The organism is Proteus sp. CD3, from assembly GCF_008808075.1.
Lineage (GTDB): Bacteria > Pseudomonadota > Gammaproteobacteria > Enterobacterales > Enterobacteriaceae > Proteus > Proteus appendicitidis.
The window spans coordinates 2,251,512-2,268,850 of the sequence record NZ_CP019686.1; the positions used below are offsets into that span (position 1 = coordinate 2,251,512).

12 protein-coding genes and 4 tRNA genes are annotated in these 17,339 nt (G+C 37.2%); 6 read left to right on the forward strand and 10 right to left on the reverse strand.

The window, feature by feature from the left end:
* Nucleotides 1-91 precede the first annotated feature (91 nt).
* From BTA34_RS10270 to BTA34_RS10285, 4 genes are all read right to left on the reverse strand, one after another.
* Nucleotides 92-541, reverse strand: a complete 450-nt coding sequence (locus tag BTA34_RS10270; RefSeq protein WP_151435547.1) for a lysis protein — start codon at nucleotides 539-541, stop codon at nucleotides 92-94.
* Complete coding sequence (locus BTA34_RS10275) at nucleotides 538-942, reverse strand: structural protein (protein ID WP_151435548.1); 405 nt, start codon at nucleotides 940-942, stop codon at nucleotides 538-540. The genes BTA34_RS10270 and BTA34_RS10275 overlap by 4 nt, the downstream gene beginning before the upstream one ends.
* The gene (locus BTA34_RS10280) at nucleotides 935-1,243 is read right to left on the reverse strand and encodes a phage holin, lambda family (protein ID WP_088495157.1); all 309 of its coding nucleotides are present in this window, start codon (nucleotides 1,241-1,243) and stop codon (nucleotides 935-937) included. Before BTA34_RS10280 ends, BTA34_RS10275 begins: the two co-directional genes overlap by 8 nt.
* Before the next feature lie 362 nt (nucleotides 1,244-1,605).
* Nucleotides 1,606-2,421 carry an antitermination protein gene (locus BTA34_RS10285; RefSeq protein ID WP_151435549.1) on the reverse strand — a complete coding sequence of 272 codons (816 nt, stop codon included), beginning with the start codon at nucleotides 2,419-2,421 and terminating at the stop codon, nucleotides 1,606-1,608.
* A 238-nt stretch (nucleotides 2,422-2,659) separates the two neighbouring features.
* Between BTA34_RS10285 and BTA34_RS10290 the strand changes: the two genes are divergently transcribed.
* Nucleotides 2,660-3,397, forward strand: a complete 738-nt coding sequence (locus BTA34_RS10290) for a LexA family transcriptional regulator (protein WP_151435550.1) — start codon at nucleotides 2,660-2,662, stop codon at nucleotides 3,395-3,397.
* Between the two features lie 122 nt (nucleotides 3,398-3,519).
* Here the strand turns inward: BTA34_RS10290 and BTA34_RS10295 are convergent.
* The 4 genes from BTA34_RS10295 to BTA34_RS10310 form a co-directional block, all read right to left on the reverse strand.
* Nucleotides 3,520-3,595 (reverse strand) — tRNA-Thr (locus tag BTA34_RS10295).
* A 6-nt stretch (nucleotides 3,596-3,601) separates the two neighbouring features.
* Nucleotides 3,602-3,689, reverse strand: a tRNA-Ser gene (locus BTA34_RS10300).
* Nucleotides 3,690-3,980: 291 nt separating this feature from the next.
* A tRNA-Thr gene (locus tag BTA34_RS10305) sits at nucleotides 3,981-4,056 on the reverse strand.
* 6 nt (nucleotides 4,057-4,062) lie between these two features.
* A tRNA-Ser gene (locus BTA34_RS10310) sits at nucleotides 4,063-4,150 on the reverse strand.
* 202 nt (nucleotides 4,151-4,352) lie between these two features.
* Between BTA34_RS10310 and BTA34_RS18385 the strand changes: the two genes are divergently transcribed.
* From BTA34_RS18385 to rcsB, 3 genes are read left to right on the forward strand one after another with little or no spacing between them, the layout of a single operon-like run.
* Complete coding sequence (locus BTA34_RS18385) at nucleotides 4,353-5,468, forward strand: hypothetical protein (protein ID WP_265576062.1); 1,116 nt, start codon at nucleotides 4,353-4,355, stop codon at nucleotides 5,466-5,468.
* Nucleotides 5,469-5,501: 33 nt separating this feature from the next.
* Nucleotides 5,502-7,061 (forward strand): Hpt domain-containing protein, encoded by a 1,560-nt coding sequence (locus BTA34_RS18390; protein WP_265576063.1) that lies wholly within the window; start codon nucleotides 5,502-5,504, stop codon nucleotides 7,059-7,061.
* Between the two features lie 2 nt (nucleotides 7,062-7,063).
* Entirely contained in the window at nucleotides 7,064-7,720 is a 657-nt protein-coding gene (rcsB, locus tag BTA34_RS10320; RefSeq protein WP_006533269.1) for a response regulator transcription factor RcsB, read from the forward strand.
* Nucleotides 7,721-8,130: 410 nt separating this feature from the next.
* Here the strand turns inward: rcsB and rcsC are convergent, their stop codons facing one another.
* Entirely contained in the window at nucleotides 8,131-10,965 is a 2,835-nt protein-coding gene (rcsC, locus tag BTA34_RS10325; RefSeq protein WP_151435551.1) for a two-component system sensor histidine kinase RcsC, read from the reverse strand.
* 192 nt (nucleotides 10,966-11,157) lie between these two features.
* The gene (gene gyrA, locus BTA34_RS10330) at nucleotides 11,158-13,785 is read right to left on the reverse strand and encodes a DNA topoisomerase (ATP-hydrolyzing) subunit A (protein WP_151435552.1); all 2,628 of its coding nucleotides are present in this window, start codon (nucleotides 13,783-13,785) and stop codon (nucleotides 11,158-11,160) included.
* Nucleotides 13,786-13,957: 172 nt separating this feature from the next.
* Between gyrA and ubiG the strand changes: the two genes are divergently transcribed.
* Nucleotides 13,958-14,695 (forward strand): bifunctional 2-polyprenyl-6-hydroxyphenol methylase/3-demethylubiquinol 3-O-methyltransferase UbiG, encoded by a 738-nt coding sequence (ubiG, locus tag BTA34_RS10335; protein WP_151435553.1) that lies wholly within the window; start codon nucleotides 13,958-13,960, stop codon nucleotides 14,693-14,695.
* Between the two features lie 348 nt (nucleotides 14,696-15,043).
* Complete coding sequence (gene nrdA, locus BTA34_RS10345; protein ID WP_151435554.1) at nucleotides 15,044-17,335, forward strand: class 1a ribonucleoside-diphosphate reductase subunit alpha; 2,292 nt, start codon at nucleotides 15,044-15,046, stop codon at nucleotides 17,333-17,335.
* Nucleotides 17,336-17,339: the final 4 nt, after the last annotated feature.

Sequence of the window (17,339 nt, forward strand, 5' to 3'; positions counted from 1 at the left end):
CTCCTTAATATAGTTCTCCTTTTCTTTAAAAATTTAATCTATTTTATTTTATAAATAATTTTTATTGATTATAAATTAATTAAGTTAATTTTTAATTAATACACTCTTGTCGAATATAATCTTGTAAACCTAAAATGATCTGTTCTGACTGCGCAATTCGTTCTCTGAGTAGCCAATAATTTCGGATAGCGGTGTCAGTAGGTCTGGCGGTGTTTGCATCAACCAAGCTGGCGGTGGAAGTGGCTGAGACTTTGTGACATTCTGCTTTGATATACACCCGCTCAGGAGCGCGCTCGCTAATATCACGCAACTGATCAATTTCTTTTTTTGCATGAACAAGTTCCTGTAAATGACGATTATCAAGTTGATTAAGCTGATTTATTCTTAATTGATAATTTTTATTCTCTGCAATCTGCTGAATAAGAGATTGATAAATATTATTGTATTCCTGTTTCAAGGATTTGTTTTTATCAATTAACCAAATCAATCCTATACCTAGACATAAGATCGCTATTACCATTATTTTTAATAAATAATTCATAATAACAACCAAGCATCTTCAAAAACTTTTTCTGAATAAGGTTGATAGCCAAGTTCAATATTAACAATCGCTACGGTTAAAGGAATGGTGACACTTTTTAATTGTGTATTAATTGAATCATCGGATTCAATGCCAATTTCTTTTGATGCCAGGCTAATATAGCCGGCTGTATTATTTTCGTTAGGTGGCGCATAACGATTGATAATTGTTTTAATGGTGTTTAAACCATATTTTTTTTGGTACGTTTGTAATAATTTGTAGATAGCTCGTATTCCATATTCAGGTGAAATAAATTGGCAAAAATCTTTATCGCTTTGCTCTATGGATAATCCTTGCCATTTCGAACCGTGCCGGATATTACCGGGGTTATTATTACGCTCACCTCGTGCTATTTTAGCCATTTTTAACTCCTGCTCTTCCTTTAAGGAGTTTACTCACGGAATCTACTCCGACATAGCCAATAAACACACTGGCTAAGTAAGCAAACTCATGATTTATATTAAATAAAATTAGAATATCTTTAATAAACCAGGCAAACATTGCACACATCAGCCCATCTATAGAGGTTTTTTTCCATCCTCCGCCGTTATATAAACCTCGAAGAATAGCCATTCCTCCAGCTAGAGAGGCTGATATTCCTTGTTCTTTCATTGAAGAAAGGACAATAAATATCTGTTCCCATAGATCTGGATTTTCTTTCATTGTTTCTCATGGCTTACCTCCAATAGGAGGAACTGTAATAAATAATATACTCATCCACAGCACTTAAATTTAAGTACTGTTTTAACATGAGTATGTTTATGTTTTATCTAATTAGATAAGTGGCAGATATAAAAGAAGACCACATGGTGGTCTTCTATTGAAGATAAAATTTAGCAGATATCGTTAATTTATATTAGTTAAGACAATAGAGATACAAAAAAGCCCCACTTCAAAAGCGGGGCTATTTATATTCTGTTGTGAGGTCTTTAGATACAAATCTCTCACTGTGGAGTTATAGTATGCTTATTTTTCCTGAAAGTCAATAATTAGTTTCTACAAAAATAAATAAATATAGAAAATTATTACTTAACAGTCACTTCTTGAAGAATTTTTTCTGATAAAGACTCTTCTTTAAAGCACTCTTCAACTAAATGTTCAAATAACGGTTTATAGTTACTGTACGCAACAGTTTTAGAAACACTCACTACTGTTTGTACTTGCTCTAATACTTCACTGAATTTTAAGCGAGGATACCCACGACCTGAACATTGATTACAAGGTTTGAAAACAGACACCCCTTGCTTTTCACTCTCTTTTTTATCTAAAACTTGACCACGTCCATGACAACGACATGCTAAACGAATTTCAGCTTTGCCCTTACATGTAGGGCAAACAACCCGAGTTGTTTCTCTTACTTCACGGTAAGAAGTGTTATTTTTGGGTTTAACTTTAAGCTCCCCGTTAAGATTTCGCGCAAGCTCTTTAACAGATTTTGAGGTGTAACTTTTGGTAGTAAAAACGTCAACTTCAATAAATCCATTACTGCAATCAGGGCACGCTTTCTTACTTGCGGCACTTCTTGCGTAATCTTGGAAAGCATAATTAGCAATAATGTGTAAAACATTAGCTTTCACATCTTCATTAAGTTTATCAATGGCTTTGTATTGATAAGCCTGAGTTAATGCGTATTGATAAAGGCTTTCAATTGCTTCACTAGGATGATTAATACTATGTTTAGCTAAAAATAACTCTATACCCATTCGCCCTTTTCGAGCGGCTAAACTAATTGATGTCATTACATCAGTCACTGACAGTGAATCCACAGCTTTCACTGTTCTTACATCACTCAATACTATGCTTTTTGGTGAAAAATATTTAGGTAAGTCCGCTAGTCTCATTTAATGCTCCTTTTGATTTCCTATCACTACTTATTGGTCATCCATGTACCACGACAAGGCATGGCATTTATGCATCTAAATCACTCGCATTTTACGGCGTTATCTCAACGTGATTTTTACTTACCACTCTTGCATTGGTTTATTTAGTTACTTTTTTGTACTTTTCGCACTTTTATTAACTAATAGTTAATGTTATATTTTAACCAAAGTGGCGTCAAGCAGCAAAGGAAATTAACTAATGGTTAAAAATGATAATAAAACGGAGTTCACAAAAAGGCTTCAAGAAGCTTGCTTAGATTCAGGGATTGCAGGACGTGGGTTAGGTAAAAGAATTACAGATGCACTCGCTGAACAAGGCATAAAAGTCAGTGCTCCAGCAGTATGGAAATGGCTAAATAATGAATCAATTCCCGATCCAACAAATATCTTAGCATTAAGTCAATGGCTCGATGTTCGAGCAGAATGGCTAGAATATGGACGAGGAGCAAAAAGAAATGATGGTGTTTCAGTAAATGAAATGACACCCGTTGATGATTGGGATAATAATACGCCGATAGAACGAGATGAAGTCGAGATCCCCTTCTATACTACTATTGAATTAGCTGCAGGTTTCGGAAGTTGTACCACTGATAATCAAAAGGTGGAATTATTGAGATTTTCTCGTTCTACATTTAATCGCTATGGCGTTCAACCTAGCGATGCCGTTGCTTTTAAAGTTCATGGTGACAGCATGTCCCCTGTTATTCCTGATGGTTCGATTGTCACTATCAGTACAGGGCATACAAAAATTGTTGATGGCGGTATTTATGCTATTCAACAAGGCGATCTTTTGAGGGTCAAAATTTTACATCGACTCCCCAATAACACCATTATCATCCGTAGCTATAATACTATTGATTACCCAGATGAGCGTTCTACATTAGAAGAAGTGAAAATTTTGGGGCGAGTATTTAATTGGTCTGTGATGGGTTGGTGATCACGATAATACACAAAAACACCACGATCTTTTTATGTGGTGTTTTTTAATATCGCTAATTCAATATTAAAATTGATCCAAGAAAAAACCCGTTATCTCTTGCGAAATAACGGGTTCTTATATGGTGCCGGCTACCGGAGTCGAACTGGTGACCTACTGATTACAAGTCAGTTGCTCTACCAACTGAGCTAAGCCGGCTAATTCTGGCGGAAGGATAGAGATTCGAACTCTAGGATGGTTTCCCATCGGCGGTTTTCAAGACCGCTGCCTTCAGCCACTCGGCCATCCTTCCATAGCGCGGAATTATGCCTATCTCTGACCCCGCTGTCTAGTCCTGATCGTAAAAAAAATGACTTTTTTATCTGTTTGCTTAATCTTCAGTCTATTTTTGATTAAAAAGTGCTAACTTACTAATATGTTGGTTAAATTTTGATAACTAGAGATAAAAAATTATCGCTATATCGCGAGATAAACGGAGTAACCCAAAAGGAATTAAATAGAAATTAACTAAGAGGAAAAATACAAAGTAGAATTATAGATAAGAAAAAACCCGCTACCTCTTGCGAGATAACGGGTTCTTATATGGTGCCGGCTACCGGAGTCGAACTGGTGACCTACTGATTACAAGTCAGTTGCTCTACCAACTGAGCTAAGCCGGCTAATTCTGGCGGAAGGATAGAGATTCGAACTCTAGGATGGTTTCCCATCGGCGGTTTTCAAGACCGCTGCCTTCAGCCACTCGGCCATCCTTCCATAGCGCGGAATTATGCCTATCTCTGACCTCGCTGTCTAGCTCCGATTGTAAAAAAATTGGATTTTTTTGTTTGTTTGCTCAAAGTTCATCCGAATATCCCTTTTAATAGGATAACCTGTTAATATAATGGCTGAATAATGGTGATTGTTTATTCAATTTTCTATTTTTAACTACATTGTCTCTTAAAGGCTCGCAAACTGAATGCGTACATTGAACCAACTCAAGCCAAATACACTAACTCGTCTATATGCCCTGTTTCTTCTTTTTATGGTCATATCGCTTTTTCTCTACGCTTACAGTTATTTTGACACTTGGCTAGATAGCAAAAAAAATGCTATCAACAATACGACTCAAAAATTCGCCCGACAGGTTGAAGATTACCGTTACCACTCTAATCAACTTTTTCAGTTATCAAATAAAATAGCCGATACTTCGACGTTCCCTGTGTTACGACTTAATCCAATAAAATTACGTTCTGATGTATTTTGGCTTGAAGGGCGAGATCAAACTGTAGATTCCATTATATTTGGTAAACCCAATGAGCAAACCTTTCAGTTAGCGCAACGATTTGCAAATTCACTCGAAATTCTTTGGGGTGTACGTAATGATTACAGCTCACTTTATTATTTAAATGGTAAAGGGAATGATCTGATCTTAATTACAACCCATTCTGTTCTGAAGCCAGAGATCCGTTACAAAGAAAGTTATTTAACATTAACGGCTGAAAATAAACGGTCTGAGTTATTGATGCAATCAACGGCATTAGATGAAAAAGAAAGCCTTTCTCCTATTAGGAAGATGTCCACAGAAAACATCTATTACTACACTTATCGTATTATGTTTAATGTGCCGGGTCAGTTAACCAGCGTAGTGGCGTTTGATTTACCTATCAATAATTTCTTGCCTTCAGAGCTATCGCCACACTACCTAAGATTACTCCCGACAGGTCAACAATCCGTTTATGACAAGAATAGCATTGAAATATCAACCGATGGCTCTTCACTGATTTTTTCTCAACCGATTATTGGTATCCCATATTCACTCTCTTATGAATACCCGATGAAATCGATTATAAAAGAGATTGCCTACAAAAATATTTGGTTATTAATCAGCCTTCTGGTATTTATTTCTATCTCTGTTTTTGGTCATATTTATATCCGTAATAAGTACGTTTTCCCTTATATCTCTATGACTCGTAATCTACGGATCAAAGAAGAGATGACAAACGACATCATTTCAAACCTTCCGATAGGATTACTTGTCTATAATTTTTCCTCTAACCATAAGATTATTAGTAATAGTCATGCGGAAAAATAACTGCCTCATATCGATTTATCTAAGATCCGCCAAATGGCAGTGGAGCACAATGGCTTAATCCAAACGGCTATTAACAATGAAATTTATGAAATAAGAACAAGTAATAATAACAATATTGACAATACATCATTATTCATATTTCTGAATAAAGATAACGAAGCCCTAATCAATAAAAAATTACAACTTGCACAGCAAGAATATGAGAAAAATACCATCGCACGACGCAAGATCTTATCTAATATGTCATTAGAATTAATGCGTCCTATCAAAGATATAAATGAGATGGTTTATCAATTCAAAGAATTATTACCCGAAGACACTCACCAACAATTGCTTAGCTTATTATTAGAGAAAACAAATTACATTTCTGAGTGGATAGAAAACATTACATTAATTAATAAGTTAGAAAATCAAGAATGGAAAATTCATAAGGATGAATTTGAACTATCAACATTAGTTGAATCTATTCTGATAACAGCATCACCTTTTATGATAAGAAAAGGGCTAACACTTTATTTCCACAATAATATAAGACCTGGATTGCTTTTAATTAACGATGGCCCAGCTTTAAGTAAGATTATTTTATCATTGATTAATTATGCCATTAGCACGACTAATTATGGAAAGATAACCGTTAATCTGAATTTAGTTAAAAATAAAGATAAAGAAGAAATACTTATAGATATTATTGACAGTGGAAGCGGGCTTACACCTCAAGATATTGCTAATATAAAATACCCATTCTTAGGGCAAGCAATGGGAGACAAATATTATTCTAATTCAGGTATCATTTTTTATTTATGCCATTTGCTATGCCATAAAATACAAGGAGAATTAACGATTAAGAGCCAAGAAAGCATTGGTTCTCATTTTCAAATCGCACTCCCATACCAGCATATAGATACTGAAGAGCGAACATTTAACGTATTATTAGAGGGAATAAACGCAAAACTCGCTATAAAAAATCCTGAAATAGAAAAAATCATCTGTCAACAGCTTGATAAATATGGCGCGACATACTTTGATAAAAATAGAGAGAATCTTTATCCTGAATACGATATCATACTTAAGGATACACCGAATGATAACCCTGAATCTCCAACAATATTATTAATCAGCTCTATTGTTGGATTTGAAAAAATATCAAAAGATTTAATAAAGTGTAACTATAACTTCGGTGATCCTTTAATTGAGGCTATTACTTATTTAATTGAAGAAAATGAGTCATTTTCCCTAGATACAACTAAAGAGAGTATTTGGGATGAAAATAATAACCTTGATAAATACGAAGTAATTCTTAATAATTATAGGAAGAAGTTGAATGGTAGTGATTATAAGGAACTATTTATCAGTACTGTTCCTATTGATGTTGAAAAACTACACTTAGAAGCAACAAATAAAGACTTTCATTCTCTAGCCCAGACAGCTCATCGTCTAAAAGGGGTTTTTGCCATGTTAGATTTAGAATATCTCAGAGAAAGCTGTGAATATTTAGAGCATGACATAAAAAATCATAATGAATTAGAGATCAAAGAACGTATCACTCAACTGGATAAATGGATTCAACAGTTGCTGCAGCAAGGTAACAATTAAACATGAATAACCTTAATATTATTATTGCCGATGATCACCCAATCGTTTTATTCGGTATTCGTAAATCTTTAGAACAAATTGAATGGGTCAATGTTGTAGGTGAATTTGAAGATTCAACTTCACTTATCAATAACTTACCTAAGTTAAATGTGGATGCTTTAATTACTGACTTATCTATGCCTGGCGATAAGTATGGTGATGGTATTACACTCATTAAGTACATTAAAAGACATTATCCTAATTTGTCGATTATTGTACTCACAATGAATAACAACCCAGCTATTTTGAGCGCTGTTCTTGATCTTGAAATTGAAGGTATTGTGCTTAAGCAAGGTGCTCCGACTGATCTACCAAAAGCATTGGCTGCGCTACAAAAAGGTAAGAAATTTATGCCTGAAAGCGTTGCGAAGCTACTTGAGAAAGTAAATGCAAATGGTTACGGCGATAAACGTTTATCACCAAAAGAAAGTGAAGTGCTGAGATTATTTGCGGAAGGCTTTCTTGTAACCGAAATCGCGAAAAAACTTAATCGTAGTATTAAAACGATTAGTAGTCAGAAAAAATCAGCCATGATGAAATTAGGTGTCGATAACGATATCGCATTACTTAATTACTTGTCATCAGTGACTATTGATAAGGAAATTAACGGACCGGATTAATTTCACCGTTGTTACCTTAGCTTAGCCGCACCGATAAAATCAGGAAGCTCATCCCTTTGTGGGAGCTTCTCTGCTTTTTAGCCTTTGCTCTTTATTCCCACTCTCTTTAGGCTTTCCTTTCTCTTTCTTCGCCAATATTTCTTGTTCACAAGCACCTTATAAGCTGCGTGGCTTTTAATTCATCCCTTTTATCCCTTTCCTCATTTTTTCGCTTACAGGCTGTTACAAAGACTTTCTCCCCCTTTTTCATCTATTTGTCTTATTTGTTTATCTTATTATGGCTGTGCTTTATTTCATTTTGTCTATCAAAATGCTTTGTGATTACGTTATTTTTGCTTTATTGGGGCTTTAAACAAACAAAGACTAATAAATTAGTCTTTGTTTGTTTACTCGTGTTATCCGTTCTGGAATTATTCTTTTGGAATATACTTCACCAGCACTTCTCTTAAAATAGAGAGCGAAACAGGTTTAGATACACAATCATTCATTCCTGCATCAATGCAACGTTGTTTCTCTTCTGCAATCGCATTCGCTGTCACACCTATCACCGGCATATTACTGCCCATTTCTCTTATATATGTTGCCAGCTGATAACCATTCATGTTTGGCATATTGACATCCGTCAGAACGATATCAACATGGTTTTTAGCTAAATACGTTAATGCGTCACAGCCATCTTCTGCTGTTGCTGTATTAAAACCGATTTTTTTCAGTTGATCGGTCAACAATAAGCGGTTGATGGGGTGATCATCGACAATAAGAACCGTCAAGGTTTGTAAGTGGCAATCCGTATCTTGCGCCACCATTTCCACACAATTTGCTTCAACTTTAGTTTGAGGCAATTGTAGTATTATTTTTGTTAACTCGTTTAGTTTATAAGTACTGCAAACCCATACGTTTTCAGCGATTTTCTTCGACGGCTCCAAATAATGCTCATTGATCCTAATAAATTGGCAGTTATCTTTTCTGGGCACATCGTAATCTGTGATAATAAAATCGGTTGAAGATAACACCACGTCTTCAGTCAGTAATTCACAACTCAAACCAAAATAACGAAGGTATCGACCAATAAAACCTTCTAAATAAAGATTTTTAATATCAATAAAGCAGCGAACATTATTTTCTTTATAAATATTGCGTTTAAAAGAAGACTCTATTTCGTCTAGGGCGCCATAAAGAGGGATACGAACCGTAAAGCGGCTACCAATATTCTCTTGGGAAACAACGCTAATATCCCCATCCATTAAGTTGATCAGCTTTTCACAAATAGCTAAACCTAATCCGGTTCCTTCTGATGCACTTTCTGTATTTTGAGATACTTGGAAGAAAGGTTCAAAAAGCTCATGCAATGCTTTGTCGCTGATCCCTCGACCTGTATCGTGAATATCAAAATAGAGATAATAATCATCTTTATAAAGATGCAAGGTAATACATCCCGTCGTGGTGAACTTAATACTGTTATTCAATAGATTAGAGATAACTTGTTGCACACGAACAGGATCACTATTCACAATTTTAGGTACATCAGGTTCGATAAAACAGTAAATAGCTAAGTCTTTTTTCGCAATCAACGGTAAATAGTTAGAGATAACAAAAGAGAGCACTTGGCGACAATTAAATGGCTTAATATCAATTTTTAATTGTTTAGATTCAATTTTCGAGAAATCGAGGATATCGCTAATAATTTTTAGTAATAACGATGAGGAGTTATCCATCGTTTTTAATAATCGAGCAGTATCGTCGCTTTGTGTAAGAGATTGTAATAACTCTAAATTACCAATAATGCCATAAAGTGGTGTTCGTAATTCATGACTAACCGTTGCCAAGAACATCGATTTAGCTTGGTTAGCTTGCTCTGCAGCTGTCGCCATATTTTGTAATGAACGCTCCATTTTAACCCGTGCGCTGATATCCACTAAAACACAGATAGCCACATCTTCATTTTGATAACGTGAATTAACAAAGCTTATTTGTAGATGATTACGATTGTTGGTCACAACATCGACCATATTGCTACTTTTTTCAGCAATAATAGAGAGGATATTTTGTTTATCGCTATGGCTAAGTAAACGAAAATAGTTATGTGCGAGTTCGTTACTTAGAATAATCATACCGTCACGTATTCTAAGAATACTGATCCCGACTGGCGCTGATGCCACAATCTTATGATTAAACTGCTCGTGCTCTTCTAGACGAGAAGCATTATTTTCAGCTGGGGAGAATATTTTTCTCTCAAAGATCCATACAAAGATAAAAATCATAATGGCTGAAATAATATTTAAGATCAGCGCATTAAAAATCGTGAATTTAAATTCATTTAAAATTTGTTTGAGTGGTAATGAATACACCACACTAAAGGATGAAGGCAATAATTTACGCTTAGCAACTAAGTCACTAAAATCTTCATCAAAACCAAAATAAGGGGCGCTAACATCAGGGACTTGTTTAACTGTATGATAGTTATTTTCTGCAGGATAGCTTAAAACCGTGGTATTTCGGCTATTAAGAAGATGAATTGAAATCACTCTGTCTTTAGCTGGAGAAAAATATTCAAGACGGATAGCCCTTTCAATACCAATCAGACCAATAAATTTACCTGATGCATAAACTGGCGACATAACATATAAAATGCCACTATCCCCTTTTGCATCTGGTACTATCCAATATTGGTTTACTTCTTTGCCTTGCGCGCGTTGATTAATATAATTACGCGTGTTCTCGTAAACCATTTTCTTTAGCATTTCAGTATCAACAGGCGACGCTCGTAAAGGAAAGTTAATCATACACATGCTATGAGAACCGACCATAAAGACTTGGTTTATCCCTTGCAGCGCAGGAGTGTTATCTTTCCAATAATATAATATGCTGTTAAATGAGCGAAAATAGTTGTTCGTTTGTCCTTTAAATAATTCACAATCCGCAGTGTCATTCAGTTTATGAAGTGAAAAAGGACCTTCATAAAATAATGAATTTTTCATCCCCGGATTTAAATTGATCTGTTCTTGATGTCGTTCTGCGAGGTATTGTAAATCACGGATGGTGCCAGAGGTTTGCCTAAAGAAGCCAAGGAGATTGGTGTAGTTATTACTATACTCTTGCCGAATATCTGACTTAGTATCATTGAAAATATTGATGAGGTAAAACATGGTTAGCAATGCACCCATCGCCCACAACATAATACCTAATATGCGAAAAAGGTAGCGGGAAATTTTTAACGATGTTTTAAAGGACGAGAGATATCTCAAACAACCACCCTAATCAATATTCCTACCGCACTAGAAACTTATTCTATTCTAGCAGAAGTTACCGTATGTCTGAATGATATGATCTTTATCATCAGGATAATTATTTCTGATGATGCACTGATCCTACCTCATAAAAAAAGCAGGCAATTATGCCTGCTTTCATTTATTTATACATCACAATAATGATAAATACTATTCTTCGTCCGCATCATCTGCTAAATCTGGATCTGGCGCTTCCGATAACTCTTCGTTAATAACCTCATTAACTTCATCATCATCTAATGCATCGTCTTCATCTTCAACACGTTGCAAGCCAACAACCAATTCACCTTCTGTTGTACGAATTAAGGTAACACCTTGTGTATTACGTCCAACAATGCTGACTTCTGAAACTCGTGTACGAACTAACGTACCCGCATTCGTGATCATCATAATTTGGTCAGTTTCTTCAACTTGAATTGCGCCAACAACTTTACCGTTACGCTCACTAACTTTAATGGAGATAACGCCTTGTGTTGCACGATTCTTCGTTGGATATTCGCCTTGAGCAGTACGTTTACCATAACCATTTTCAGTAACAGTTAAGATATCACCATCACCGCGAGGAATAATAAGTGAAACCACTTTATCGTCATCGCTGAGTTTCATGCCACGAACACCTGTCGCAGTACGACCCATTGGGCGAACACAATCTTCTGCGAAGCGAACCACTTTACCATCCGCAGAGAACAACATAACTTCGTTAGTGCTATCGGTTAAATCAACACCGATTAACTCATCGCCTTCATTTAAATTAACGGCAATGATACCTGCACTACGAGGACGGCTGAAATCTTGCAGAGGTGTTTTCTTCACAGTTCCGCTTGCGGTTGCCATAAAGACAAACTTACCTTCTTCATACTCTCTTACTGGCAAAATAGCGGTAATACGTTCATTTTGCTCAAGAGGTAATAAGTTGATAATTGGACGACCACGAGCGCCGCGACTTGCTTCTGGTAACTGGTAAACTTTCATCCAGTAGAGACGACCACGGCTTGAGAAGCATAAAATCGTGTCATGGGTGTTAGCCACCAATAGACGATCGATAAAGTCTTCTTCTTTAATTCTTGCTGCTGATTTACCTTTACCGCCACGACGCTGTGCTTCGTAATCAGTAAGTGGCTGATATTTAACGTAACCTTGATGAGAAAGTGTCACAACAACATTTTCTTCATTGATCAAGTCTTCGATATTAATATCTGCTGTATTTTCAGTGATCTCAGTACGACGAGGATCGTTATATTGATCTTTAATCGCATTTAGCTCTTCACGAATGACTTCCATCAGACGCTCAGGGCTTCTTAAGATATGCAATAGCTCAGCAATTTGGAGTAATAACTCACGATATTCATCTAACAGTTTTTCATGTTCAAGACCTGTCAGTTTCTGCAAGCGCAGATCCAAAATAGCTTGAGCTTGTTGCTCTGTTAGATAGTACTTACCGTCATGCACGCCATATTGTGGCTCTAACCATTCAGGACGAGCAACATTGCTGTCGCCAGCACGCTCTAACATGGTAGAAACGCTACCTAAATCCCAAGGTTGTGCAATTAACGCCGCTTTTGCTTCTGCTGGATTTGGTGCTTGACGGATCATTTCAATAACTGGGTCAATGTTCGCCAAAGCAACAGCCAGTGCTTCTAAGATATGCGCGCGGTCGCGTGCTTTGCGTAATTCGTAAATCGTACGACGAGTAACAACTTCACGACGATGACGAATAAAGGCAGAGATAATTTCTTTTAAATTTAATAATTTTGGCTGCCCTTGGTGAAGCGCAACCATATTAATACCAAAAGAAACCTGCATTTGTGTTTGTGAGAATAAGTGATTTAATACCACTTCACCCACAGCATCACGTTTGATTTCAACGACAATACGCATACCGTCTTTATCAGACTCGTCACGTAAGCCGCTAATACCTTCTATACGCTTATCTTTAACAAGCTCTGCAATTTTTTCAATTAAGCGAGCTTTATTCACCTGATAAGGAATTTCTGTCACGATAATCGTTTCGCGACCTGTTTTCTCATCAGTTTCGATATCAGCCTGAGCACGGATATAGATTTTTCCGCGACCAGTACGGTAAGCATCTAAAATTCCTCTGCGACCATTAATAATAGCGGCAGTCGGGAAATCAGGCCCCGTAATATGTTCCATCAGCTCTTCAATCGTGATGTCTTCGTTATCAACGTAAGCAAGGCAGCCGTCGATAACTTCGCCTAGGTTATGTGGAGGAATATTTGTTGCCATCCCTACCGCAATCCCTGAAGAACCATTGACTAGCAAGTTTGGAATACGGGTTGGCATTACTGCCGGAATATGTTCTGTTCCATCATAGTTAGGAACAAAATCAACCGTTTCTTTTTCCAAATCCGCCAGCAGTTCATGGGCGATTTTCGCCATACGAACTTCGGTATAACGCATTGCAGCCGCCGAGTCACCATCAACTGACCCGAAGTTACCCTGCCCGTCAACCAACATGTAACGCATAGAAAAAGGCTGTGCTAAACGAACAATCGTTTCATAAACAGCACTGTCCCCGTGCGGGTGATATTTACCGATAACATCCCCAACAACACGGGCTGATTTTTTATAAGGTTTATTCCAATCGTTTCCTAGTACATTCATCGCGAAAAGCACTCGGCGGTGTACTGGCTTCAGTCCGTCTCGAACATCGGGTAATGCGCGTCCTACAATAACAGACATCGCATAATCCAAATATGAGCTTTTTAGCTCTTCTTCGATATTAACTGGTGTGATTTCTCTGGCAATGTCGCTCATGGAGCCACTGTCCCTCATACTACGGATTCAAAGGTTTAGAACTATACCACAAATCGCCAATTTTTGGAAAAAGGAAACAACTAAATTAATGATCCTTTCGCTATTCTCTTCGATTTCACCGTCTAACGTTGGTAGAATCATGGCAATATGAAAATAGGAGTAATACTTTCTGATGAATGATAAAACAACCTCTTTACATGCTAACGTGGATCAGCATGAAATCGACAAGTTTGAAAGCGTCGCATCACGGTGGTGGGATCTTGAAGGTGAATTTAAGCCATTACACCGCATCAACCCACTAAGACTCAACTATATTCAAGAACGCGCAGACGGCCTATTTGGAAAAAAAGTCCTAGATGTCGGTTGTGGTGGCGGTATTTTGTCTGAAAGTATGGCATGTACGGGAGCTGAAGTGACGGGTCTTGATATGGGAACAGAACCATTACAAGTCGCACGTTTGCACTCGCTGGAATCAGGTATTCCTGTCACTTACATTCAAGATACTGTTGAAAACCATGCAAATGAAAACCCACAAGCTTACGACGTCGTTACCTGTATGGAGATGTTAGAGCACGTTCCTGACCCATCTTCTGTTGTAAGAGCCTGTGCAAAATTGGTAAAACCGGGTGGGCATGTTTTCTTCTCAACCATCAATCGCAATAAAAAAGCGTGGCTAATGCTGGTCGTAGGTGCGGAGTATATTCTGAATATGGTACCTAAAGGCACACATGATGCTAATAAGTTTATTCGCCCATCAGAATTACTGAGTTGGGTCGATGAAACCGATTTACGCAGCAAAAATATGATTGGTTTACATTATAACCCAATCACCGACAAATTCCGATTAGCGCCAAATGTTGATGTGAATTATATGGTGCACACACAATCGACACATAACTCGAATTCATGAAACTGAAAGTTTGATTTGGTTTAATAAAACATCAAACGATCACATTTTTTAAAATTGACTTTACATCATTGTCACTTGAATTTGTGTTTCTTACTGCCTGTATTTATGCAGGGTACAGGCAGTTGTTAAAAAATTTATCCCCTATTTATCCACAGAAACAATCAGATTTGTACACTTGATCAATCTCTCAATTACCTTTATCTTGTTATCACCATTTGAACCAACCCCTATATATTGTGTTTCCTTAAATTTCACACCACAAGACTCCTTGACACTAATTGTCATCGGGAGCGTTTTTTTGCGGTATAAAATTTCAGGTAACACTAATGCAAGAAAGGTGCATCGCTCATGAATCACAGCCTGCTCGTCACAAAACGTGATGGTCATAAAGAACGCATTGACTTAGACAAAATTCACCGTGTTATCGCCTGGGCCGCTGAAGGTCTAGAAAATGTCTCTGTATCTCAAGTTGAATTACGTTCTCAGATTCAGTTTTATGATGGTATCAAAACTGCTGATATCCATGAAACGCTGGTAAAAGCTGCTGCAGACTTAATCTCTGGTGAAACGCCTGATTATCAGTATCTCGCTGCCCGTCTTGCCGTATTTAATTTACGTAAAAAAGCGTATGGCCAATTTGAGCCACCAGCACTGTATGATCACGTTAAAAAATTAGTCGATTTAGGCAAATACGATCGCCATCTTCTTGAAGATTACACACAAGAAGAGTTCGAACAGATGAATAACTTTATTGTTCATCAACGTGATATGAATTTCTCCTACGCTGCGGTTAAACAATTAGAAGGCAAATACTTCGTTCAAAACCGTATTACTGGTGAAATTTACGAAAGCGCACAGTTCTTATATGTTTTAGTTGCAGCTTGCTTGTTCTCTCGTTATCCACAAGCAACGCGTATGGACTATATCGAACGTTTCTATAATGCGATTTCAACTTTTAAAATCTCATTACCAACGCCAATCATGGCGGGTGTAAGAACACCAACTCGTCAATTTAGTTCTTGTGTTTTAATTGAGTGCGACGACAGCCTTGATTCTATCAATGCAACATCAAGTGCCATTGTGAAATATGTTTCTCAACGTGCAGGTATTGGTATTAATGCCGGTCGTATTCGTGCATTAGGTAGTGCTATTCGTAATGGTGAAGCATTCCACACAGGCTGTATCCCATTCTATAAACACTTCCAAACTGCGGTAAAATCATGCTCGCAAGGTGGTGTTCGTGGTGGTGCAGCAACCTTATTCTACCCATTATGGCATTTAGAAGTTGAAAGCCTGCTGGTACTGAAAAATAACCGTGGTGTTGATGATAACCGTGTTCGCCATTTAGATTACGGCGTTCAGTTAAACAAATTAATGTATGAACGTTTAATCAAAGGTCAGGATATTACTTTATTCAGCCCTTCTGATGTTCCAGGTTTATATGATGCGTTCTTTGCTGATCAAGATGAATTTGAACGTTTATATGTGCAATATGAGAAAGATAAGAGCATCCGCCAAAAACAAGTTAAAGCGGTTGAGTTATTCTCATTAATGATGCAAGAACGTGCCTCAACTGGCCGTATTTACATTCAGAACGTTGACCATTGTAATACTCATAGCCCATTTGATCCGGCTATTGCACCAATTCGCCAATCAAACTTATGCTTAGAAATTGCACTGCCAACTAAACCATTAAATGATATTAAAGATCCTAATGGTGAAATTGCACTGTGTACGTTATCTGCGTTTAACTTAGGCGCAATTGAAAATCTTGATGATTTAGAAGAACTTGCTCGTTTAGCCGTTCGTTCATTGGATGCATTGTTAGATTACCAAGATTATCCAATCTTAGCGGCAAAACAAGGTGCAATGGGTCGCCGTACCTTAGGTATTGGTGTTATTAACTTTGCTTATTATTTAGCAAAACACGGTGTTCGCTACTCTGATGGTAGTGCAAATAACTTAACCCATCGTGCATTTGAAGCAATTCAATACTATTTATTAAAAGCCTCTAATGAATTAGCGAAAGAACAAGGCGCATGCCCATGGTTTAATGAAACCACTTACGCTGAAGGTATTTTACCTATTGATACCTATAAAAAATCATTGGATGTGCTGACAAAAGAGCCACTGCATTACGATTGGGAAGGTTTACGTAAAGACATTAAAGAGCACGGTTTACGTAACTCAACACTGTCTGCACTGATGCCATCAGAAACCTCTTCACAGATTTCGAATGCAACAAATGGTATCGAGCCACCGCGTGGTTATATCAGTATTAAAGCCTCTAAAGACGGTATTTTACGTCAAGTGGTTCCTGAGTATGAGCGTTTGAAAGGCGCTTATGAATTACTGTGGCAAATGCCAAGTATTGAAGGTTACTTGCAGTTAGTGGGCATTATGCAAAAATTCGTTGACCAAGCAATTTCAGCAAACACTAACTACGATCCTACTCGTTTCCCTAGCGGTAAGGTTCCAATGAACCAACTGCTAAAAGATTTGCTGCTCGCTTACAAATATGGCGTGAAAACACTTTATTATCACAATACCCGTGACGGTGCAGACGATGTACAGGGTGATCTGGAAGAAGTCGTTGAGACGGAAGATTCAGATTGTGAAGGCGGCGCGTGTAAAATTTAATTGA

What these genes read in the sequence shown, in the direction of transcription:
- BTA34_RS10275 (WP_151435548.1), bottom strand. Translation starts at nt 942, where the DNA reads ATGGCTAAAATAGCACGAGGTGAGCGTAATAATAACCCCGGTAATATC.
- BTA34_RS10285 (WP_151435549.1), bottom strand. Translation starts at nt 2,421, where the DNA reads ATGAGACTAGCGGACTTACCTAAATATTTTTCACCAAAAAGCATAGTA.
- ubiG (WP_151435553.1), top strand. Translation starts at nt 13,958, where the DNA reads ATGAATGATAAAACAACCTCTTTACATGCTAACGTGGATCAGCATGAA.
- rcsB (WP_006533269.1), top strand. Translation starts at nt 7,064, where the DNA reads ATGAATAACCTTAATATTATTATTGCCGATGATCACCCAATCGTTTTA.
- BTA34_RS18385 (WP_265576062.1), top strand. Translation starts at nt 4,353, where the DNA reads ATGCGTACATTGAACCAACTCAAGCCAAATACACTAACTCGTCTATAT.
- BTA34_RS10270 (WP_151435547.1), bottom strand. Translation starts at nt 541, where the DNA reads ATGAATTATTTATTAAAAATAATGGTAATAGCGATCTTATGTCTAGGT.
- BTA34_RS10280 (WP_088495157.1), bottom strand. Translation starts at nt 1,243, where the DNA reads ATGAAAGAAAATCCAGATCTATGGGAACAGATATTTATTGTCCTTTCT.
- BTA34_RS18390 (WP_265576063.1), top strand. Translation starts at nt 5,502, where the DNA reads ATGGCAGTGGAGCACAATGGCTTAATCCAAACGGCTATTAACAATGAA.
- BTA34_RS10290 (WP_151435550.1), top strand. Translation starts at nt 2,660, where the DNA reads ATGGTTAAAAATGATAATAAAACGGAGTTCACAAAAAGGCTTCAAGAA.
- gyrA (WP_151435552.1), bottom strand. Translation starts at nt 13,785, where the DNA reads ATGAGCGACATTGCCAGAGAAATCACACCAGTTAATATCGAAGAAGAG.
- nrdA (WP_151435554.1), top strand. Translation starts at nt 15,044, where the DNA reads ATGAATCACAGCCTGCTCGTCACAAAACGTGATGGTCATAAAGAACGC.